Origin of the sequence: Pseudomonas schmalbachii, from assembly GCF_017589465.1 — a bacterium.
Taxonomy (GTDB): Bacteria; Pseudomonadota; Gammaproteobacteria; order Pseudomonadales; family Pseudomonadaceae; genus Pseudomonas; species Pseudomonas schmalbachii.
On the sequence record NZ_JAELYA010000007.1, the window covers coordinates 24192 to 43382 of the forward strand.

Sequence of the window (19191 nt, forward strand, 5' to 3'; positions counted from 1 at the left end):
GGGCTTTTAACGAAAGCTTGGCAAATAGCGAAGAGGACTGAAGAATAGCCTCGTCGATCACGGAAGGTCACTGAGGCAAAATTTGGTGATTCGCGATTCATCCTGGCCGGAAGCTTCAGCGGACTTGTTTCGCCACGCCACTGCGGAAAAGGCGGCCCTCTATCGCGCCATCATGGAGGTATTCGCCGCCGCCAAGCGTCAGTACCGTCTGCAATTACGGCCCGACGAGATATTGTCCGAGGCGAACTGGGGTCACCGGACGCCACCGGCTCAGGAAGAGGTTGCTGCCGCACTGGCTCAATTGGCCGCCTGGGGCAATCTCGAATCACAGCCGGACATGACGCGCGTATCCACGCTCAACGATTATTATCGAGCACGTTTTCTCTATCGACTCTCGCGCGGCGGCGAGGCGGTAGAGGCCGGCCTGATAGCATTCGGGCAGAGCCTACGTCATCGTGCAGAACTGCAGACAGTCGCGCTGGAGGACATCGACGGCCGCTTGCGAGCCTTGCAGCAATTGATGGCTGAGGCGCAATCCGTCAACGGCCTCGATACCGCCAAGGCACATGAGGTTCTACGCGACCTGGTGCGGGTTTTTGAGGGGCTTACTGAAAACGCTCAGGCATTCATGGCTGGAGTGGCACGTAGTCTAGAGCTGCAGCAGGCCGACGCCACTGCATTGGTCGCTTACAAGCGACGGCTGATCGACTATCTCGAGCGCTTCATGGGTGATCTGATCCGCCGCTCCGATGCCATCGCCCGCACGCTGCATGAATTGTCCGCCTCCATCGACTATGTTTTACGCCAAGTCGCTGCACGTGAAGCGCGTGATGCCGCCCCCGACGGCACTGGCGAGCAGGCAGAGGAAACACAGCGTCGCCAGGATATCTGGCGCGAGCGCTGGAAAGGATTGCGCGGCTGGTTTCTGGCCACCGGCAACGAACCACCTCAAGCAGAACTACTGCGTGCCCGAGCGCGCTCGGCGATCCCGCAACTGCTTAGCGCCATCGCGGCAATCAATGAGCGACGCAGCGGGCGCAGCGACCGGTCGGCCGATTTCCGAGTGCTGGCACAGTGGTTCGCTGCATGCGACAGCGACAACGATGCCCACCGTCTCGCGCAAACAGCGTTCGCGCTGCACCCAGCACGCCACTTCTCACTAGAGGTTGCTGAGGCAGACGACGTGCCAGCGAGCACCTCTTGGCTGGATGCACCTCCGCTGATCATCAATCCGCGCTTGCGCGAGTACGGTGAGGCCGCGCCGCGCGGCGCACTGGCGAAAGTGCGCGATCGTAGCCGGGATCGGGCGCTGATGGCTCAGCAATTGGCGGAGGAATCGCGCCAGGTCGAGGCCGCGCGCCGGCGATTGGCGACCGGCCGCCCGACACGCTTATCGGAACTGGGCGAGCTCGATGTGCATGCCTTCGGCCTCTTTCTAGGATTGCTTGGTGAGGCACTGGCCGAACAACACGACCCGAACAGTCCTGTCGAGCGTCAGACGGGCGATGGTCTGCTGCACATTCGCCTGGAACCTCTGGCTGAAGACAGCCGCGCCCAAATCTGCACGGCAGCCGGGGTGTTCTCCGGCCGGGATCATCTGCTGACGATCCGGCTCACCGAGGACAGATCATGAGCATACCCTCGTCCCGCCGTAGCACCCGACATGTCGGAGAAACACAGAAGGCGCAGCAGCAAGACGAATTCCGCCGGGCTCTGCGCAGCCTGCTGATGTGTCCGCTCATGCCGCCAGGGCACACGGATTTCCCCGCCGTACGTCGCCAAGCCGAGCGCCTGCGCGAGTGGTTCGCCCGCGAGACCGGCTGGCCGCTGCATGTGGACCGCGAGGGTGCCCGCCTGTTCAAGCGCCCGGCCGACCTGTCCACCTCGACCCGCGGCCTGCCGGACTATGACCGGCGTCGCTATGTACTGCTGTGCCTAGCTGCTGCAGTGCTGGAGCGAGCCGATCCGCAGATTACCCTGCGACAAATCGGCGAACGGATCGTACAACAAGCCGCCGACCCGGCATTGGAGACATTGGGTTTCGCCTTCACCTTGCACGGTGCTGCCGAAAGACGCGAGTTGGTCATGGTGTGCCGTACCCTCTTGGATCATGGCATTCTCGAACGTGTCGCTGGCGAGGAAGAGAGCTTCGTGCAGGACGGCAGCGGGCCACAGTCCGACGCCCTCTACGACATTCACCGGCGCTTGCTGGCCGGCCTGCTAGCGGCGGTGCGCGGGCCCTCGACCTGGAGCACAGAGGAGACGCCGGGAAATACCGAGGCGCGGCTGCATGCGTTGGTGGCCGGCTTTACGGTGGACAGCGAGCAAGGCAGGCGAGATGCCATACGCCACCACTTGGCGCGACGCCTGCTCGATGATCCGGTGCTGTATACCGACACCCTGGACGAAGAGGCACGCAGCTATTTTGTCAATCAGCGCGGTGTTCTCGCCAACCGCCTGTGTGAAGCCACCGGATTGGTCGCAGAGCAACGCGCCGAAGGCCTGGCTCTGATCGACGAGAGCGGACAACTGACGGATGTAGCCATGCCCGCCGAAGGCACCGAGGCTCATGTAACACTGCTGGTAGCAGAGCACCTGGCTCGGCGTCTGCGGGATAAACGTGCCCCATTGCGAGCGACCGAAAGCGAAATTGCCCTGTTCCTGCGCGAGGCCGCTGGGCGGTATGGCCGCTATTGGCGCAAGTCGGCGCGCGCGCCAGGCGCCGAACGCGAGCTGGCGGAAATCGCCATCGCTCGCCTATGTCGTCTGGGCCTAATGCTGCGTGATATGCATGGCGTACATCCGTTGCCCGCCATTGCCCGCTTCTCCCTCGGACAGACCGAGGTGCGCAACGCCCAGGGCGCCGAAACCCTGTTTTTAACCGAGCCCGACGCATGACCAGCGACCTATTCATCACCTCCCCCCGCCCCGCACTGCCCAAGCCTCTGCGCGAACGCTGGCAGCCCTTACGTCTTGGCCTCGTCGAACTGTTCCACTACGACAGCGAGGAGTTCTGGTTCCGCGATGGCCATTTACTGCTGCGCGGCAATAACGGCACCGGGAAATCCAAGGTCCTGTCGCTGAGCTTACCGTTGCTGCTGGACGCACAATTGCGCTCGTCACGCGTCGAGCCCGACGGCGATAGCGGCAAGAAGATGGCCTGGAACCTCCTGGTCGGCAGCTATCCCCGCCGTATCGGCTACAGCTGGATCGAGTTTGGCCGACGCGAGCGCGATGGCCGCCCCCGCTACCTTACCCTGGGGGTCGGTTTGTCGGCAGTCGATGGCCGGGCTCAAGTAGACAGCTGGTTTTTTATCGTGGAAGGTGACGGCACGACACTAGACCCACGTATCGGCGAAGATCTTTGGCTTACCACCGCCGAGCGCCAGGTCCTTACTCGCGAACGCTTGCGCGATGCACTTGGCGGACGCGGTCAACTATTCGAAAACCATCATCTCTATCGCCGTGCCGTGGACGAACGCCTGTTCCAGCTAGGGACACGGCGCTATGACGCTCTGATGGATACGCTGATCCAGCTACGCCAGCCACAACTGTCGAAGAAACCCGACGAAACCGGACTGTCCAATGCCCTGAGTGAGTCGCTGCCTCCGTTACCACCCGAACTGCTGGGCGATGTGGCCGAGGCGCTCAACCAACTGGAAGAAGACCGCATTCAATTGGAGGAAACGCGCCTACTGGAGCAAACCGTCACCCAGTTCGAACGGCGCTACCGCATCTATACCGGTATGTTGGCGCGGCGCCAGGCACGCGAACTACGCCAGGCTCAAACCCACTTCGACAACGCCAGCGAGGCCCGCCATCAAGCGCAGGCCGAACTCGCCAGCGCACAGAGCGCTCAGGGTGAGGCTTTTGCGGAGCACGAGGCTGCGAAGCTGAAGTATTCGGCGGCCCGAGAACTGGTGGATACGCTGCAGAGCGATCCCACCAACCAGGACGCCAATCGTCTTTCCCTTGAAGAACGCAATGCCGCCGAGCGGCAACGTGCAGCTCACACGGCAAGCCGACATCGCGATGAAGCGCGTAGCAAACTCAATAACGAAGTAGAACTGAGCCAGCGACGGACCGCTGCGGCCACCCAGGCTCGCGATGAGCTGGACAAGGCACGTACTCGCACGCAGGACGCGGCCAAAGCACTCGCCATGACAGCAGACCTTGCGATCAATCCGCTGCTCAGCCTTGAAGCCGAAGCGCTGGCAGCACATCCGCCCGAGTACAGGGCCGCTGAAGAAGCCCTGCGCGAGCTGGTGAGAAATCGGCGCCAGGACATCGCCCATTTGCGTCAGCGCCTTATTGAGGTCAGCCAGCGCCAGGCGGTACTGGCGGACAAGCAAGAAAACGTACGGACCATTCGCAGTGAAATGGATATAGCACTGGCGCAACGCGAGGGGGCCGACCAGCAAGCCGAACAGGCAGGCAGCGCGTTGGTCGAAGCCTGGTCCGAGCACTGCACAAGCCTCGTCCAACTGCGCTTCGATGCTGAGCAGCCCTTGCTGCAACTAGCCGAGTGGGCGGCCCTTCCGGAAGGCGAAAACCCGGCGCAAGTGGCACTGGACAACGCCTGGCAGACGACGCTGCAACGACACGCTGCCCAACAGGCAGAGCTGGACAGTAACCTTGCTAGCCTGGACAAGCAGCGCGCCGATATTGAGGACGAGCGCACCCGCCTGGCCGCCGGCGAAGATGCGCTGCCCGCCGAGCCGCCCACCCGGGCCAGTGGTGTGCGTCTGCAACGGCAGGGCGCGCCGCTCTGGCACCTGGTGGATTTCGATCCAAGCCTGGATGCCGCGCAACGCGCCGGGCTGGAAGCCGCCCTGGAAGCCAGCGGGCTGCTTGACGCCTGGCTGTCGCCAAATGGAGTATTAAGCGATAGCGACGGTACGCCGCTGCTGGATAGCAGCTGGCACCAGCGCGCGGCAGTGAACGGTGCCAACCTGAACGCGGCGCTGATCCCCGCATTGCCCGAGGCCTGCCCAATCACACGAGCAACGCTGACTGCGCTGTTGGCGGGTGTGGCTTACGGCACGCAGGAGCCTAGCGATGCCGAAGCCTGGCTGTCGCCTGATGGCCGCTATCGTCTGGGGCCGTTGGCAGGCGCTTGGCAAAAAACCGAGGCAGGCTACATCGGCCGCAGCGCACGGGAACTCGCGCGACAACGACGGCTGGAAGCACTCGCCACCCTCCTCGCCGAACTCGACATGGCGCAAGCCAAGCTCGAACGACAATACGAAACCCTGGCCGCCGAGCGCAGCCAAGCCGAACGGGAACGGCAAAGCGTACCCTCCGAACGCCCTCTGCGCGATGCGATTGCTACCGCGCTGCAGGCCGCTCGTGATGTCGATCGGACCCGGCAGCTGCTGGTGCAGGCAGAAACACGCAGCCAGGAAGCCAAAGACGCATGGCAATCGGCACGCGAGCAGTTACACCACGACGCGACCGACCTGCGCCTGCCGGCAGACCCCGAGCTGCTACCGGCGACCGAAGAGGCCTTGGAACACTTCGCCAACGCCCAGGCGCATCTGGTTCAGACGGCACGCGAGTGGCAGCGCGCATGGCCCGATCAGTGCCAGCAGCAACAGCGCGAAGGCGAAGCACGCAGGGTGCTGGAAGAGGCCGAAGAAACCCTGATGGTCGCCGACGAGCAGGCCGAACAGGCCCGGGTCCGCTTCGAGACGCTACGCCAGTCCATCGGCCAGCAGGTGGAAGAATTGCTGGCCAAACTGGCCACCGCGCTCACCGGACGTGCCCAGGCCGAGCAAGACGCCGAAACACGTCGCACGGAGCTGGGCGAAACGGAAAAGCGGCTGGCGGTGACCACAGCGCACGTCGAACGCACCGAGCAAGTACTGAACGAGCGTAGCGACGAGCGCACTACGGCCGTCGAGCGCCTTCGCCATTTCAGCGCCAGCGGCCTGCTCGCCGCCGCATTGCCGGACCTGCAATTGCCTGAGCATTGGAGCATCGACCCGGCGCTGAACCTGGCCCGCCGTATTGAACAGGCGCTGGTTGACATCGCTGATGACGAGGCCACCTGGACTCGTGTACAAAAACAGATCGCCGAAGACCTGAGCGAGCTGCAGCGCGGTCTGAGCGCCTTGAACCACCAGGCCATATCGGAACCCAACGACTGGGGCATCACCGTCACTATCCAGTTCCAGAATCGTGCTGAGCGTCCTGATACGCTCGCGCTACTGTTGGCCGAGGATATTGCCCAGCGCAGCGAACTGTTGTCGGCGCGTGAGCGTGAAGTGTTGGAAAATCACCTCCAGGCAGAAATCGCCGCCGAGCTCCAGCGACTGATGCGAGCTGCCGACGACCGCGTCAAGGCGATAAACGACGAATTGCACAAGCGCCCAACCACCACAGGCGTACGCTACCGCCTGCTATGGGAGCCGCTATCCGTCGAGGAAGGCGCACCGGCAGGCCTGGAGGCCGCCCGCAAGAGCCTGCTCAATACCAGCGCCGACCTCTGGTCGACCGAAGACCGGCGCGCGGTAGGTACCATACTGCAACAGCAGATCGCCGCCGAACGTGCCCTAGCCGATGCCGACAGCGCCGGCAGAAGCCTACTCGAGCAACTCGCACACGCGCTGGATTACCGCTATTGGCATCGTTTCCGCATACAGCGCCAGCAGGATGGTCAATGGCGCAAGCTGTCCGGACCGGCCTCCAGCGGCGAACGCGCGCTAGGCCTGACCGTACCCTTATTCGCCGCCATCGCCAGTTTCTATGGCCACGGCGGCAGTCCATTGGCGCCACGCTTGATGCTGCTCGACGAAGCCTTCGCCGGTATCGACGATACCGCCCGGGCACACTGCATGGGACTGGTGCGGGAATTCGACCTAGATTTCGTCATCACCAGCGAACGGGAGTGGGCCTGCTACGCGGAGTTACCTGGCGTGTCGATTTGCCAGTTACAGCGCCGCGAAGGTATCGATGCGGTTTTCGTCTCGCGCTGGACCTGGGACGGCCGCGCCAAGCGACTCGAAGAAGATCCTGATCGCAGGTTCCCCTGGGCATGAAGACCAGCCCCGACTTACGTCTACAGCGCCTGCTCGGCGAGCCAGCACTGGACGCCCTCCGCCAGCGCCTGCGCCGCCGTTTTGAGCTCGCCGATGGCGAGCGGACGCTATCCTCGGTTCACTTGAGCAACCTTGCCCCGGTAGAGTACTCGGCTCTTTGCCAACTGACCGGCCGCCCCTCGCGCATAGCGCGCTCGATGACGCTGGACATTGCCGATCTCGATGCACGACTGCGCGCCGCAGGGCTAGCTAACTCGCTACAGGATGCTCTGGAGAGGCTGGACGGCCCCATCGTTGCGAAAGCCAGCCTGCGTAAAACGCTATCGGCACAATGGTCGGCCCTGACAACCTCGGCGTCGGACGAAGGCAGCCCTCTCCTCCGCGCCTGGCTGCAAAACACAGCCACCTCCATGCCCCTGCTCAAGCGTCTTGGGCGCGACCCCGCGGGCGCTAATCAGCTACTGGCAGCGACTGATACTGTGCTCCGCCGCCTGCCCGTGGAAGGACTACCTCGCTCTCAACTTGCTGCGGAAACGCTAGGCGATGCCCATGCGCTAGATGCCGGCCGCCCTGTAGCGACCCTGGTACTGTCGGCGTGGCGCCTGCATGAGCGCACTGGTACGTCCTTAGAGAATGAAGCAGCAGTCGAGACCAGTGGCGGCGCCGAAGAGCGACTGCGCGAAGTCTGGTCAAGAGCGGGAGTTCTCGTCAACGAGCTGGCTCGCCCTGCACTCTTCCTCAACCTACCTGCAACACCGGATGCCCCTTGCACCTGGGTGCCGGGTGAGCCCGCCTACCTCTCGCTGCGGCAACTAGTTCGCAAACCATATTCCTGGCAAGTAGACGGGCGAAATGTCTACGTGTGTGAGAATCCGAACATCGTGGCCATTGTCGCCGACCATCTGGGTGCCAACAGTGCTCCATTAGTCTGCACCGATGGCATGCCCGCCGCCGCACAGCGAATCCTACTCGACCAGTTAGTTGCAGCTGGGGCAAACCTTTACTACCACGGTGACTATGACTGGCCTGGGATCGGAATCGGCAACCACGTCATGCGTACTTGGCAGGCGGCCTCTTGGCGATTCGGATACAAAGACTACCTAGAGGCGGTGATGGTAACGCCAAAGCGGCCGCGCGATTTGGATATCTTCGGAGTCGAGGCTCTTTGGGACAAAGAGCTGCGCTTAACGATGGACACCCAAGGGCTCGCAATTCCGGAGGAAGCTGTTATCAGCACTCTGCTCAACGATCTGAGCAAGGAGACTGAATAGGCCGTGGTCTACTCACCTGTCCTCGATTAGGCACCGCCTGCAAGGTGGATAATATTCATTGCAAGAGCGGTTACTGAGCATTCACACCGGCATCAAGCTGCCTGCGAGTCGAATCAACAGCAACTGACGGGTTGAGATCACGGCGAGCTCTCTATCTTTGTCTGAGCGGCGATTAACTGCAGCAGGCTTCAGTTTTCATCAAGCATCTTTCCCTCCACCTCTATTCTTCCTTGATCGAAGCGATGCGCCGGCAGAATGACATAATCCAAGGCTGCTTTATTGATGAAAGCGATACGATGTGTTCCTTCAATCGACATAGCTATCAAGTCATCATCTGTGTCCCCGTCAAAATCCACCAATTTATAAAAGGCCTCGAACATCTCCTCTGCGCCCAGGCTCTCTACGCTGCGCTGCCGCCCATTTGAAAGTTGATACTTCAATTTGGTTGCAAGGCCGAATATTCTGTCCGTCTCTTCTTGGTTCTTATTTCTTTCCCTTTCCAGATCCTCCGGCCTTATCCGCCCATCGGCCACAAGCACTTCATACTGTTCATCCGTAATCATAACGACTTCCGAAACACGCTGGACATCTTCAGTAGAGAATTCGCTAAGAGCGTACTCGTCATCTTCAGACAGCGCTTCCACGATTTCCCAGTCACGCGGGTCGGGCATCTGAAACAGAATGTGATCCTCATAATCTTCATGTTCGAGCCCAAAATCATCGTAGGCCTCACTTGAAAAATATAAGTCAGCAATCGCCTGTGTCCGGATAATAGCTTTCTGATTCGCCAAGCTCTCGACTATTACAAATCTCAAGTTTCTCTGTAAATTTCTATACAGGCGAGAAAACTCACCATCTGTTATTGAAAGTAAAAGTGGTTTTCCTCCTCCATGAAAGTGGATAGAAACCTCGCCATAATAATTGAGATCTTCTCCGATCGATTCATCGTAAAACCCTGCATGAATTGGTGCATGCCGACCAAGCAAGGTATCGGCACCAGCCTGCAGTACCTCAGCTAGTTTTTTTAACTTGTCCTCCGGGATTGGTGCCGTTCCACTCTCCCACCTCTGGTAATTCGGCTGCGAGACTCCTACAGCCTTGGCCAGCTTGGCTTGCGTCAAGCCGGCTTTTATTCTGAATTGCTTGAGCTTAAGTGACATGTGCCAGTCCTCATTTTTATACGCATATCATACGTATAAAAATGTATATGTCAAATACATATACCATGGACAGAAGAGCTGCTGCAAAGTCCTCGCAAATAAACCTCGCGCTGGCAATCGACGAGTCTCTCGTGAAACCACCATCGAACTGTCTTGATACACGTGGTTGGCGTAGGCGTTGGGCACTGGCGTGCTATCGCTGGTGAACAAAGTTAGCGTCTCGATCTCAGTGTTCTGGCCGCGTTCCAGCTTCTCGAACTGGCGCGACAATCGACCCAATTGCTTGGCATCCAACCTATGCGCCCTGAAATGACGGAACGAAGAGAAACGACCATGAATTAGCACGTGCCTATGACCTCCAAGCTGGACGGGAAGAAGACACGACGCCCGCCCTATCCAATGTCATGAGAAGAACAATCGATCATCTGCCGAGCTTCCTCACCATCTATTGCGCATGGCGCCATACAAGGTGAACACCGGGTGCCGCGAGCAGGAGGTCTGCAAACTGCGCTAGGAATGGGAATGGGAGATCAAGATCCCAGAACCTGGAACCTGGAACCTGGAACCTGGAACCAATGTGCTCCTCATTTCAGATGAGTTTGGTGAGCGTCACGAGAAGTCGGGCATGAAGAATAGCGAGGATCGCCTTATCGTTTTGAACGGCGTGGTCAAGCGAACCATCGAAGGACAGCGCAGCCTTCATCAAACTTTGGTCCTCCCTTATGGGAAGCCGGATGCGAATGGACCGACGGCAGTTCACCGGATGAACGACAGTGCCTAGAGGAAGGCCAGGGTGCGTGTGGCGGACAAATGGGAAAGGGCCCATCGCACGCCGGCGCACCCTGGCTGTCGGTCTCTACGGATTCACGACCTGAAGCATATGGGCCACAAGAACGGCAGCACCACCAGCCATTACTCCGTGGCGAAGCTGGATCAACTGATCAATGCGGCCAATAAGGTATCGACAACTGATAGTCGCGCACCGTCGCTGACGATCCTGAAGAGGAGGCAGGGATAGTCGAAAATTAGCTCAGCCACTTGAAAAGTCACTGAGCCAGAAACGACAAAGCCACCCGAAGGTGGCTAAGTCATTGATATATTGGTCGGGACGGAGTGATTCGAACACTCGACCCCTTGCACCCCATGCAAGTGCGCTACCAGGCTGCGCTACGCCCCGACGATGCTACCAGTCCCCTGGGAGCGGTTCGCACTATACCGCAAGCATTTCTGCCCGGAAAGCGCTTTTTTCATTTTTTTCAGCTACTTGCGCAGCACCTGCAGTACATCTTCCAACTCGGTGATCATCTGCCGGATCAGTTGTTTGTACTGAGTGACGTCCTCGCGAGCTTCGTCGCCCGAAAGGCGTTGGCGGGCGCCGCCGATGGTGAAGCCCTGGTCGTAAAGCAGCGCGCGGATCTGGCGGATCATCAGCACGTCCTGGCGCTGATAATAGCGGCGGTTTCCGCGGCGCTTGACTGGATTGAGTTGCGGGAACTCCTGCTCCCAGTAGCGCAGAACATGCGGCTTCACCGCGCAAAGATCGCTTACTTCACCGATGGTGAAGTAGCGCTTGCCCGGAATTGGCGGAAGTTCGTCGTTATGACTTGGTTCCAGCATAAGCCTCAACCCTGGCTTTCAGTTTCTGGCCTGGACGAAAGGTGACGACGCGGCGAGCCGTGATCGGGATTTCCTCTCCCGTTTTCGGGTTGCGTCCCGGGCGCTGGCGTTTATCGCGCAGGTCGAAGTTGCCAAAACCGGACAACTTCACCTGCTCGTTGTGCTCCAGCGCCTGGCGGATCTCTTCGAAGAAGAGCTCCACCAGCTCCTTGGCTTCCCGCTTGTTCAGGCCCAGCTCTTCATACAGACGTTCGGCAATTTCAGCTTTCGTCAGAGCCCCCATACGCTACTTCCTTAACGTGGCGTTGAACCTTTGCTCCAGCGAGGCGACGATATTTTGCGTTGTGGCATTCACCTCGTCATCGTTAAGAGTGCGTGATGGATGCTGCCAGGTCAAGCCGACGGCCAAGCTTTTTCTAAGCGGATCAATGCCTTTTCCGTGATAGACATCAAACAGCCTGAGGTCGGTGAGCCATTCCCCCGCCGATTCACGGATCGCCGCAAGGACGAACTCGGCCGGCGTATCGCGATCTACCAGCAAGGCGAGGTCACGGCGCACTTCGGGGAAACGCGACAGTTCACTGAACTTCGGCAGGCGACCACGCGCCACTTCCGCCAGCACCAGCTCGAAGAGATAGACCGGATGATCCAGGTCCAGCACCTTGGCCAGCTCCGGGTGCAACGCGCCAAGGTAGCCAACCAGCACGCCATCACGCTCGATCCGAGCGGTCTGCCCCGGGTGCAGGGCCGGATGCTCGCCCGGCATGAAGCTGAAGGTTTCCGGCGCGCCGGCATTGCCCAGCAGCGCCTCCACATCGGCCTTGGCGTCGAAGAAGTCGATGCCGTCGCGACCGTTGGCCCAGCCTTCCGGCTGGCGGCTGCCGCAGAGAACGCCAGCGAGCATGGCCTCCTGCTTGAGGCCTTCGAGTTGACCGACAAAACGCAGGCCGCTCTCGAACAGGCGCACGCGCGACTGCTGGCGGTTCAGGTTGTGCTGCAGCGACTTGATCAGGCCCGGCCACAGAGACGCACGCATGGCCGCCATGTCCGCGGAGATCGGATTGGCCAGCAGCAGCGGCTTCACGCCCGGATGGAACAGCTCGAACAGTTTGGGATCGATGAAGCTGTAGGTGATCGCCTCCTGGTAACCGCGGGCCACCAGCAGACGACGCAGCCCCGGCAACTCCGCCTGCGACTCGGACTTGGTGTTCGGCGCCAGGCGCGCCTGCGGGTAACGCACCGGTAGACGATTGTAGCCATACAGGCGAGCCAGTTCCTCGATCAGGTCGACTTCCAGGGAAACGTCGAAGCGATGGCTGGGCACGCCGACCTGCCAGCGTCCTTCGCCATCAGCCTTGACGTCGAACTCCAGCGCGGTGAGCAGACGCTCGATCTCCGCAGCGTCCATGTCCATGCTGAGCATTTGCTTGACGCGATCAGCACGCAGCGTAACGGACGCCACTTTCGGCAGATCGGCAGCGCTTACCTGCTCGATTACCGGGCCGGCTTCGCCGCCGACGATCTCCAGGAGCAGCGAGGTAGCACGCTCCATGGCACGACGCGCCAGCTGCCAGTCCACGCCACGCTCGAAGCGATGCGAAGAGTCGGTGTGCAGACCATAGGAGCGAGCCTTGCCTGCCACTGCGATGGTGTCGAAGAAAGCACTCTCGAGGAACAGATCACGAGTCTTGGCGCTCACGCCACTGTGCTCGCCGCCCATCACACCGGCGATGGCCAGAGCACGTTCGTGGTCGGCAATCACCAGGGTATCGGCGCGCAGGGTGACTTCCTGGCCATCCAGCAGGACCAGCTTCTCGCCCTCCTCCGCCAAGCGCACGCGGATACCGCCCTTGATCTCCTGGAGATCGAAGGCATGCATCGGCTGGCCCAGTTCGAGCATCACGTAGTTGGTGACGTCGACCGCCGCGTCGATGCTGCGGATATCGGAGCGACGCAGACGCTCGACCATCCACAGAGGAGTCGGGCGGCTCAGGTCGACATTGCGGATGACACGACCGAGGTAACGCGGACAGGCCTGGGGAGCCAGCAGTTCGACCGGACGAACTTCGTCATGGGCCGGTGCGACTGCCTCGACCTGCACCGGAGCGACCGGCGTGGCGTACAGCGCGCTGACTTCACGAGCCAGGCCGCTGAGCGACAGGCAATCGCCACGGTTCGGCGTCAGGCCGAGCTCGATGGAGACATCGTCCAACTGCAGGTAGGCGCGAATATCCTGGCCAACCGGTGCATCGGCCGCCAGCTCCATCAGCCCGGAGTTGTCGTCGCTGATCTCCAGCTCTTTTGCAGAGCAGAGCATGCCGTTGGACTCTACGCCGCGCAGCTTGGCCTTCTTGATCTGGAAGTCGCCCGGCAGCTGGGCGCCGATCATGGCGAAGGGGATTTTCAGGCCGGGACGCACGTTGGGCGCGCCGCAGACCACCTGGAAGGTTTCGTTGCCGTTGCTCACCTGGCAGACGCGCAGCTTGTCGGCATCCGGATGCTGCTCGGTGGCGAGCACTTCGCCCACCACGATGCCGCTGAAGACGCCGGCGGCGGGAATCACAGCATCGACCTCAAGGCCGGCCATGGACAGACGAGCCACCAGCTCATCACGGGAAGCCTGCGGATTTACCCAGCTCCGCAGCCATTGTTCACTGAATTTCATCCTGCTCTCCTAATAATTCGTTGACGTCGTGCGGCCTAGCGGAATTGCCCGAGGAACCGCAGATCGTTGTCGAAGAACAGGCGCAAGTCGTTCACGCCGTAGCGCAGCATGGCCAGGCGCTCGACGCCCATGCCGAAGGCAAAGCCCTGGTATTTTTCCGGGTCAATGCCGGACATGCGCAGCACGTTGGGATGCACCATGCCGCAGCCCATGACTTCCAGCCAGCCGGTCTGCTTGCAGACGCGGCAGCCCTTGCCGCTGCAGATCACGCACTGGATGTCGACTTCCGCCGAAGGCTCGGTGAAGGGGAAGAAGGACGGGCGGAAACGTACGGAGAATTCTTTCTCGAAGAACGCACGGAGGAATTCTTCGATGGTGCCCTTGAGATCGGCGAAGCTGACGTCTTCGTCGATCAGCAGACCTTCCACCTGGTGGAACATCGGCGAGTGAGTCAGGTCGGAGTCGCAGCGGTACACACGGCCGGGGCAAACGATGCGGATCGGCGGGCGCTGGCTTTCCATGGTGCGCACCTGTACCGGCGAGGTATGGGTACGCAGCAGCATGTTGGCGTTAAAGTAGAAGGTATCGTGCATCGCCCGGGCCGGATGGTGGCCGGGGATGTTGAGCGCTTCGAAGTTGTGATAGTCGTCTTCTACTTCCGGACCTTCGGCGACTTCATAGCCGATGCGGGTGAAGCATTGCTCGATGCGTTCCTTGGTACGGGTCACCGGATGCAGACCGCCGGAGGACTGGCCACGACCAGGCAGGGTCACATCGATACGCTCGGCCGCCAGCCGCGCCGCCAGGGCCGCGCCCTCCAGCTCGGTCTTACGCGCATTCAGAGCGTCCTGCACCTTTTCCTTGGCAACGTTGATCAGTGCGCCAACCTTCGGGCGCTCTTCGGCCGGCAGGTCGCCCAGGGTCTTCATCACCTGGGTCAGCTCGCCTTTCTTGCCAAGATAATGAACCCGGATCTGCTCCAGGGCGTTGACGTCTTCGGTGTGTCGCACAGCCTCCAGGGCTTGGGAGACCAGCGCGTCCAGGTTTTCCATGTACCAACTCCAGATACAAAATAGGGGAAGAGCGGTCAGGCTCTTCCCCTATCGGTGACGTTACTTCCGGACCAGAGTCCGGTGATTGTCTTAGGGCTTAAGCCAAGCTTGCCTTAGCTTTTTCGACAATCGCGGTAAACGCCGCTTTTTCGTTCACTGCCAGATCGGCCAGAACCTTACGGTCGATCTCGATCGCAGCCTTTTTCAGGCCAGCGATCAGACGACTGTAAGACAGACCGTTCATGCGAGCACCCGCGTTGATACGGGCGATCCACAGTGCGCGGAACTGGCGCTTGCGCTGACGGCGGTCACGGTAGGCGTATTGGCCGGCCTTGATTACCGCCTGCTTGGCAACGCGGAACACGCGCGAGCGTGCACCGTAGTAGCCTTTGGCGAGTTTCAGAATTTTCTTGTGACGGCGACGAGCAATGACGCCACGCTTAACACGAGCCATTTATTAATCCTCTACCGGAAATCAACGCAGACGCAGGGAGCGTTCTACACGACGAACATCAGACGCAGCGAGCATGGTGGTGCCACGCAGTTGACGCTTACGCTTGGTGCTCATCTTGGTCAGGATGTGGCTCTTGAAGGCGTGCTTGTGCTTGAGGCCACCAGCAGTCTTCTTGAAGCGCTTTGCAGCGCCACTCTTGGTCTTCATCTTTGGCATGTTCGGATACTCCGCATTCAGTGATTACGCATAACCGCAAGGCCTGCCAGTGCCCTGGTGGTTATTTTTTCTTTTTGGGGGCGATGACCATCATCAGCTGGCGTCCTTCCAGCTTAGGATGCTGTTCGACGGCACCGTATTCGGCGAGGTCCTGTTCGACCCGCTTCAGCAGTTCCATCCCCAGCTCCTGGTGAGCCATCTCACGACCACGGAATCGAAGCGATACCTTGGCCTTGTCCCCCTCGCTAAGGAAACGTACCAGGTTGCGTAGTTTTACCTGGTAATCCCCTTCTTCCGTCCCTGGACGAAACTTGATTTCTTTGATCTGTTGCTGGTGCTGGTTCTTCTTGGCAGCAGCAGCCTGTTTCTTTTTCTCGAACAGGTGCTTGCCGTAGTCCATGATGCGGCAGACAGGAGGCACCGCATCTGCGGAAATTTCCACCAGATCCAGCTTGGCTTCTTCGGCGTGGCGAAGGGCCTCGTCGATCGAGACCACACCAATCTGAGCTCCATCTGCACCGATCAGCCGAACCTCGCGCGCAGAGATGTTCTCGTTGATCGGGGGCTTCGGTACAGCTCGCTTATCCTGCCTCATTTCACGCTTAATAATGATTACTCCGAGTCTTGGCGACCACGCCGGGAAACCGTCTGAGCCAGCAGTTCGACGAATTGGGAAACCGGCATGGAGCCGAGATCCTCACCTTCGCGGGTACGTACGGCGACGGCCTTCGATTCAACTTCCCTATCGCCAATAACCAGGAGGTAGGGAACCTTGAGCAAAGTATGCTCGCGGATTTTAAAGCCGATTTTCTCGTTTCTCAAGTCGGACTTGGCACGGAATCCGCTTTCGTCGAGCAGACGGACCACTTCGTCGGCAAATTCGGCCTGCTTGTCGGTGATGTTCATCACCACCGCCTGGGTCGGCGCCAGCCATGCCGGGAAGGCTCCTTCGTAGTGCTCGATGAGCATCCCGATGAAGCGCTCGAAGGAACCGAGAATCGCGCGGTGCAGCATCACCGGATGCTTGCGGTTGTTGTCCTCACTGACGTACTCCGCGCCCAGGCGGGTCGGGAGGTTGAAGTCAAGCTGCAGGGTGCCGCACTGCCATACGCGACCCAGGCAATCCTTGAGAGAGAACTCGATCTTCGGACCGTAGAACGCACCCTCGCCCGGCTGCAGATCCCACTTCAGGCCAGCATGATCCAGGGCCGCAGCCAGAGCCGCTTCAGCCTGATCCCACAACTCGTCGGAGCCCACGCGTTTTTCCGGACGAGTGGACAGTTTCAGCTCGATATCGGAGAAGCCGAAGTCCGAATACACATCCAGGGTCAGCTTGATGAAGGCTGCCGCCTCGGCCTGCATCTGCTCTTCGGTGCAGAAGATATGTGCATCGTCCTGGGTGAAGGCACGCACACGCATGATGCCGTGCAACGCACCGGACGGCTCGTTGCGGTGACAGGCACCAAACTCGGCCAGACGCATTGGCAGCTCGCGATAGCTCTTCAGGCCCTGATTGAACACCTGCACGTGGCACGGGCAGTTCATCGGCTTGATCGCGTAGTCGCGGCTTTCCGACTCGGTGGTGAACATGTTCTCGGCGTAGTTCGCCCAGTGACCGGACTTCTCCCAGAGGCTGCGATCGACCACTTGCGGGGTCTTGATCTCCAGGTAGCCGTTATCACGCTGTACCTTGCGCATGTACTGCTCGAGCACCTGATAGACGGTCCAGCCGTTCGGGTGCCAGAACACCATACCCGGAGCTTCTTCCTGGGTATGGAACAGATCCAGGCGCTTGCCGAGCTTGCGGTGATCGCGCTTTTCGGCCTCTTCGATGCGCTGGATGTAGGCAGCCAGCTGCTTCTTGTCAGCCCAGGCGGTGCCGTAGATGCGCTGCAGTTGCTCGTTCTTCGAGTCGCCGCGCCAGTAGGCACCGGAAATCTTGGTCAGTTTGAACGCCTTGAGGAAGCGGGTATTGGGCACGTGCGGGCCACGGCACATGTCCACGTATTCCTCGTGGTAGTAGAGGCCCATCGCCTTCTCGTCGGGCATGTCTTCGACGAGTCGCAGCTTGTAGTCCTCGCCGCGAGCCTTGAAGACTTCGATGACCTCGGCACGGGGAGTCATCTTCTTGATGACGTCGTAGTCCGTGTCGATCAGCTCCTGCATGCGCTTCTCGATCGCCGCCATGTCTTCCGGAGTAAAGGGGCGTTCGAAGGAGATGTCGTAATAGAAGCCCTCTTCGATCACCGGCCCGATCACCATCCTGGCGGTCGGATAGAGTTGCTTGACCGCATGCCCAACCAAGTGCGCGCAGGAGTGGCGAATGATCTCCAGCCCTTCCTCGTCCTTCGGCGTGATGATCTGCAGGGTCGCGTCGGTATCGATCAGATCGCAGGCATCCACCAGACGGCCGTTGACCTTGCCGGCCAGGGTTGCCTTGGCCAGGCCCGCGCCAATGGATTGAGCCACCTCGGCCACGCTGACCGGATTATCGAACGAACGCTGACTACCGTCGGGAAGAGTAATGATGGGCATGGCGCCTCCTCTCCTAGTGGTGACCCCTACGAAAGGCCACATGGGTTGGGATGTGCCAGTAAGCGTCGCCCGCCGGGCATGCCTGCCTCACAGTGGCAGGCGCCTGTTCGGCACCCTGCGCTTTCGCGCGCGGACGGAGATCACTGGAAGAAATCGAACGAACAACGCCCGGACCAGGCAGTCCGGGAAAGGCGCAATGTTACTGCAAGTTGCCCGAACTGACGAGCGGCACATATATGCAGCAGTCAGAACTGCCGGATGAACTCCAGCACGGCACGATTGAACGCAGCCGGCCGCATGGCGTTCATGCCATGGGATGCACCGGCTATTACCGACACCCGGGCATCCGGCAGCACCTTGCGCAATGCTTCGACCACTCCCGGGAACGGCTCCGGGCTCAGCTCGCCACTCAGCAGCAGCACTGGAACACCCAAGCGCTCAAGAACCTCGCGCCCCAGCGGCTCGGGCTGGTCGCGCACCTGGCCGACCAGGGTCATCGCATTATCCGCGGCCATCTCGCGGAAATGCCGCGAAGAACGGGCCCAGATACCCTGCCCGCTTACCGTATCGACGAAGAGCGACAAGCCCTCTTCGACCGCCCCCTGCTGGATCAACTGCAAGGCCTGCTCGCGAAAGCGATTCCGCTCGCGTGGCAGGACAGGCATTTCCACGCCGGCAAAGCGGAACACATCGACTGCGAAGTCCCCTCCCGGATCAGCCAGCGAAAGCGTGCGCAAGCGCTCCGGCGCCTCCAGCGCGACGCGGAGACATACATTGCCGCCCCGCGAGTGCCCCAGCAGGTGAACAGGCTCACCCAGCCGATCCAGCAACTCGAGCAGGTCATCCACATGCTGCCGAGTGGAGAAACCACTCCCCTTGCCATCCCATTTTTCCGGGTAGTAATGCCGAAGACTCGGCACCACCAGGCGAAAATCCTGCCCCAGACCACGCAACTGCCATTGCCAGTAGCGGTAATCGCACAGCGAGCCATGCACGAGCACAAGCGGCACTCCCTCGCCTTCGTCCAGACAAGCGAGCTCATAGCCATTAACCCTGTACGACTGAACCCTGGAGCTCATTCCTTCCCCCAACCCGCAATCACCCGAACGCAGCGAATCACATACAAAAAATGAGGACTTGCCTCGATGCACGATAATTATCCAACAGCCGAGCTCAATACA

At 60.4% G+C, this 19191-nt stretch carries 14 protein-coding genes, 1 tRNA gene and 2 pseudogenes; 5 read left to right on the top strand and 12 right to left on the bottom strand.

Annotated elements, in window-relative coordinates; translation table 11 throughout:
• Nucleotides 1-85 precede the first annotated feature (85 nt).
• Genes JFY56_RS17560 through JFY56_RS17575 form a run of 4 tightly spaced genes read left to right on the top strand, consistent with a single transcriptional unit; the run spans nt 86 to nt 8311 of the window.
• Nucleotides 86-1633 carry a TIGR02677 family protein gene (locus JFY56_RS17560; protein ID WP_328824926.1) on the top strand — a complete coding sequence of 516 codons (1548 nt, stop codon included), beginning with the start codon at nt 86-88 and terminating at the stop codon, nt 1631-1633.
• Nucleotides 1630-2898, top strand: a complete 1269-nt coding sequence (locus JFY56_RS17565; RefSeq protein WP_208315230.1) for a TIGR02678 family protein — start codon at nt 1630-1632, stop codon at nt 2896-2898. The genes JFY56_RS17560 and JFY56_RS17565 overlap by 4 nt, the downstream gene beginning before the upstream one ends.
• Nucleotides 2895-7040, top strand: a complete 4146-nt coding sequence (locus JFY56_RS17570; RefSeq protein WP_208315231.1) for a TIGR02680 family protein — start codon at nt 2895-2897, stop codon at nt 7038-7040. The genes JFY56_RS17565 and JFY56_RS17570 overlap by 4 nt, the downstream gene beginning before the upstream one ends.
• On the top strand, nt 7037-8311 hold the full coding sequence (locus tag JFY56_RS17575) for a TIGR02679 family protein (protein ID WP_208315232.1): 1275 nt from the start codon (nt 7037-7039) through the stop codon (nt 8309-8311). Before JFY56_RS17570 ends, JFY56_RS17575 begins: the two co-directional genes overlap by 4 nt.
• Before the next feature lie 188 nt (nt 8312-8499).
• Here the strand turns inward: JFY56_RS17575 and JFY56_RS17580 are convergent, their stop codons facing one another.
• The gene (locus JFY56_RS17580) at nt 8500-9471 is read right to left on the bottom strand and encodes a helix-turn-helix domain-containing protein (protein ID WP_208315233.1); all 972 of its coding nucleotides are present in this window, start codon (nt 9469-9471) and stop codon (nt 8500-8502) included.
• A 171-nt stretch (nt 9472-9642) separates the two neighbouring features.
• Nucleotides 9643-9759, bottom strand: a pseudogene (locus tag JFY56_RS24740) (CopG family transcriptional regulator); the annotation flags it as partial.
• 57 nt (nt 9760-9816) lie between these two features.
• Here JFY56_RS24740 and JFY56_RS24445 point away from each other — a divergent pair.
• Nucleotides 9817-10489 (top strand): annotated as a pseudogene (locus tag JFY56_RS24445) (tyrosine-type recombinase/integrase); the annotation flags it as partial.
• Nucleotides 10490-10571: 82 nt separating this feature from the next.
• Here the strand turns inward: JFY56_RS24445 and JFY56_RS17585 are convergent.
• From JFY56_RS17585 to JFY56_RS17630, 10 genes are all read right to left on the bottom strand, one after another.
• Nucleotides 10572-10648, bottom strand: a tRNA-Pro gene (locus JFY56_RS17585).
• Nucleotides 10649-10731: 83 nt separating this feature from the next.
• A complete protein-coding gene (locus tag JFY56_RS17590) occupies nt 10732-11088 on the bottom strand; it encodes a MerR family transcriptional regulator (RefSeq protein WP_208315234.1) in 357 nt (118 codons plus the stop codon).
• A complete protein-coding gene (ihfA, locus tag JFY56_RS17595; RefSeq protein WP_003090661.1) occupies nt 11069-11371 on the bottom strand; it encodes an integration host factor subunit alpha in 303 nt (100 codons plus the stop codon). The genes JFY56_RS17590 and ihfA overlap by 20 nt, the downstream gene beginning before the upstream one ends.
• Before the next feature lie 3 nt (nt 11372-11374).
• On the bottom strand, nt 11375-13753 hold the full coding sequence (gene pheT / locus JFY56_RS17600) for a phenylalanine--tRNA ligase subunit beta (RefSeq protein ID WP_208315235.1): 2379 nt from the start codon (nt 13751-13753) through the stop codon (nt 11375-11377).
• A 35-nt stretch (nt 13754-13788) separates the two neighbouring features.
• Complete coding sequence (gene pheS, locus JFY56_RS17605; RefSeq protein WP_208315236.1) at nt 13789-14805, bottom strand: phenylalanine--tRNA ligase subunit alpha; 1017 nt, start codon at nt 14803-14805, stop codon at nt 13789-13791.
• Nucleotides 14806-14902: 97 nt separating this feature from the next.
• On the bottom strand, nt 14903-15259 hold the full coding sequence (gene rplT, locus JFY56_RS17610; RefSeq protein WP_043250919.1) for a 50S ribosomal protein L20: 357 nt from the start codon (nt 15257-15259) through the stop codon (nt 14903-14905).
• A gap of 21 nt (nt 15260-15280) precedes the next feature.
• Nucleotides 15281-15475, bottom strand: a complete 195-nt coding sequence (gene rpmI, locus JFY56_RS17615; protein ID WP_208315237.1) for a 50S ribosomal protein L35 — start codon at nt 15473-15475, stop codon at nt 15281-15283.
• A gap of 61 nt (nt 15476-15536) precedes the next feature.
• On the bottom strand, nt 15537-16088 hold the full coding sequence (gene infC / locus JFY56_RS17620) for a translation initiation factor IF-3 (RefSeq protein ID WP_208315607.1): 552 nt from the start codon (nt 16086-16088) through the stop codon (nt 15537-15539).
• Nucleotides 16088-18010 carry a threonine--tRNA ligase gene (gene thrS, locus JFY56_RS17625; protein WP_208315238.1) on the bottom strand — a complete coding sequence of 641 codons (1923 nt, stop codon included), beginning with the start codon at nt 18008-18010 and terminating at the stop codon, nt 16088-16090. The genes infC and thrS overlap by 1 nt, the downstream gene beginning before the upstream one ends.
• Nucleotides 18011-18255: 245 nt before the next feature.
• Nucleotides 18256-19089: an alpha/beta fold hydrolase gene (locus tag JFY56_RS17630; protein ID WP_208315239.1), complete on the bottom strand. Its 834-nt coding sequence runs from the start codon at nt 19087-19089 to the stop codon at nt 18256-18258.
• Nucleotides 19090-19191: the final 102 nt, after the last annotated feature.